Raw genomic sequence first — 3,030 nt, 5'->3', positions numbered from 1 at the left:
CTCCAGGAGCTAGCAATCGATAACTTTCGGTAAGGATAGTTTGAGCCACTGCTGGGGGCGTTTCATGAAACAACAATGCTGCGGTAATCGTATCGAAACTACCAGGTTCAAACTGGCTTAAGTCCGTCGCGGTACCATGCTGCCACCTAATCTCGACACCTGCCTCTTTCGATCGATCCTCCGCTACTGCCAACATATACGGAGACAAGTCCAAACCCGTCACGACAGCATCTGGGAAGGCTTGTTTGAGGGGAATAGTCATCGAACCCGTCCCACAGCCCAAATCGAGAATCCGCTGGGGTTGAGAGCGAACTTCACTAATTAAACCCTGGCGCACCCACGGCTCGTATGGTGGCAAGACATATTGGGTAATCGGATCGTAAGTAATCGCCGCCGTCTGCGTCAAATACCCACCCTCGATCCCATGATAGTTCTGAGTGTGATAGTACTCAGGATAGACAAACGCGGGTAATTGATACCGATCGATCGTCCCCTGCCAATCGATGCGATCTCGTACTGCCATCATCTGCTCTTTATCCAGCAATCTTTGAATTATCGGAGAGAGAAACTGCTCCCACAGAGTATCTTGACGAATCGCCATAATAATATTTACGCAGATTTACTTCAGAAACACCTTTTTATTATGATCTAAGATCTGGGGAGCTGAACGAGTATTCATGCCAATCACAGATTGGAACATAGCCAATCTCTTGATAAATATGGTTGGAAGTCGGATTTGCTGAATCTGTCAGCAGGAAACATCGATCGCAGCCCTCAGCCAGTAGCTTTTGGCTTAACGCGGCGACACAGGCAGTAGCATAACCTTTGCGGCGGTGAGCTGGTGGCGTGTAGACAGAACCAATTAGACCAACAGTTGGCGAACGCTGCCTGCCTGCTGCCAGTGAAACTGGAAGACCGTCTTCCCAAATATAAGTACTTTGGGTCTTTAATCGATTATCTACGATTCGATCGAGATCTTGACCCATTGTCTCCCCAATTTCAGCAATAAACGCAGGAATCCACTCCATCAATAAAGCGCGATCTCGTTCGGTTGCCAGTCTTAAATATCCAGAAATAGCTGCAACTGTTTGTACTGTCCCAATTTGGTGGATTTTATTAACGAACGATAGTTGATGAGATTGTCCGGTTAGTTTTTGCCATGCTTGCAAAAATGTTTCTACGTCAGGAACCAACCCCATTACTCCTGGCAATTGCTCTCGATCTAAATCTTGAGCGATTAAAGTTAATGCTTCGAGATTGCTGGCTTTAGACAGCAATAATTTGTATGGAGGTGTGCGGATTGCTGTTGCAACAATCTCATCATTAATCTCAACCACCGCTAGGTAAGGTGGATCTGGATAGCGATCTGAGTTACTTCGTAGTGTTTGCACAACACCCAACAACACGTTATTTTCAGCCTCATTTTGCAATAAATAATCCTGAGTTTTATCCCAAAATTTATCGATCGAATCAAACTTATGTAACCGCATGACTATCTCATTTCTAAATTTCCGTAAAATTCATAAAGCTTTTCGATCGCTTCGTGTAATATCTCGTATTCTTCCGCCACGTCAAAAGGGCTAGCAGTCCTTACCTTATATTTGTAATAGCAAGGAATCCAGTCTCAGCCAGCAATAATTCTAGTTTGGCATGAGGAAATTTGGTGTCCTTCTGGTTATTGCCCCGCAGACCAGAATAAAAGTCTTGCATTAGCGCGATAACGCTGTGGTATTTGACGATGCTAGCCACATAAAACTCATCTAACTTGATATCTCCTTCAATATGAATTCGCTCGATATTGCCGAGCAATCTAGACGTTAGTTCGGGCTGTTGCAAGCCTTCCTCGATCCCATATTTTTTCATTATCAGACGTTTGTCTAGCTCCGAACAGGCATCGTATGGATATCGAATTAGATGACGAAGATTATGGAGGACTTCTCCATAATCGTACAATGTATGGCGATCGAAGAAATATTCTTCATCTTTTGCCAATGCAAAGCTTTTGTCTAGTACCAGCCCAAAATCGGTTAGATATGCTCGATCTCCATCAGTCAGAATATTGTAAGAATGTGCATCGAAATGAACGATCTGCTTCGCTCGCAAAAAATCGATCGTTGTGCGAATATCGTCTAGAGATTGCTGAAGTTTGTGGGGGTTTTCTCGCAGCCATTCGTCTAGAACATGCGGGATATATTCGAGGAATAGCACCAATTCATAGCTGGCATTTGCTCTGTCTAATATATACTTGCTGATGTTTGCACTATTGCCCCAATATTTCACATAACTTTCGTGACGCTCCAGATTTATATCCTCCCGCTGTCCAGCAAACGGCACGACTCGATAATGATACATCAATGGGAAAGTGGCGATCGATCCAGCCAATACCCAATTGGTAGTCTTAATATGAGTGATGAGTTCGCGGAAGACTCCAAACCCAGCCGAGCCGACACCATAATTATAGTAAGTCGGCAATTCATACAGATTTTTGGTGGCGAATAAGTTTTCATATTCAAGGTTTGTCACCGGAATCCGTTTGACAAATACTTGTGATTGTCCCAGCACGATCGTCTGGTTTATCCCCCAACCCGTACTTAACTCGCGATCGTCAAACAGAGAACGCAATTGTGCATCATCTAATCGAGCAATTTGTGAACTGAGATCGAGGTATTTATGCCTTCTAATTTCTAGATTATTTCCAGTCATTTTCTCCCATTAGAGTTACTTTAGATCTAGATGGTGGGCAGTGCCCACCCTACATTTATCCAAAATTCAGAGTAGGGGAAATTCATGAATTGCCCCTACTCGAATTGTCCCTAACCCACATTTTTGGCTACTCAAACACCTTCTGAATAATCGGCTGGAGCGGATGTTCGATCGAGCCATCCCGAACGAAATTTTTGTAAGTATTAACCTCTATCGCCAGTAATTCTGCCTGATGTCGTTCGAGACTCAAAGCTTGCAAACAAGTATGAGACTCTCGCAGGTGTCCGATATCGGCTTCGAGCTGCTGAAGCTGCTGCTGGACGAAAG

3 protein-coding genes and 1 pseudogene are annotated in these 3,030 nt (G+C 44.2%); all 4 read right to left on the bottom strand.

What is annotated here, in order from left to right; genetic code table 11:
- On the bottom strand, window positions 1–601 hold a 601-nt coding region (locus tag RMO84_RS03480; RefSeq protein ID WP_310487057.1), incomplete at its 3' end, for a class I SAM-dependent methyltransferase.
- A 40-nt stretch (window positions 602–641) separates the two neighbouring features.
- Entirely contained in the window at window positions 642–1,490 is an 849-nt protein-coding gene (locus RMO84_RS03475) for a GNAT family N-acetyltransferase (RefSeq protein ID WP_310487056.1), read from the bottom strand.
- A 100-nt stretch (window positions 1,491–1,590) separates the two neighbouring features.
- Complete coding sequence (locus tag RMO84_RS03470; protein WP_310487055.1) at window positions 1,591–2,703, bottom strand: hypothetical protein; 1,113 nt, start codon at window positions 2,701–2,703, stop codon at window positions 1,591–1,593.
- 127 nt (window positions 2,704–2,830) lie between these two features.
- Window positions 2,831–3,030 (bottom strand): annotated as a pseudogene (locus tag RMO84_RS03465) (sodium:proton antiporter); the annotation flags it as partial.

It is taken from the genome of Chamaesiphon sp. VAR_69_metabat_338, assembly GCF_031423935.1.
In the GTDB taxonomy this organism is placed as follows: domain Bacteria; phylum Cyanobacteriota; class Cyanobacteriia; order Cyanobacteriales; family Chamaesiphonaceae; genus Chamaesiphon.
This window is presented reverse-complemented; position numbering and strand designations above follow the sequence as displayed.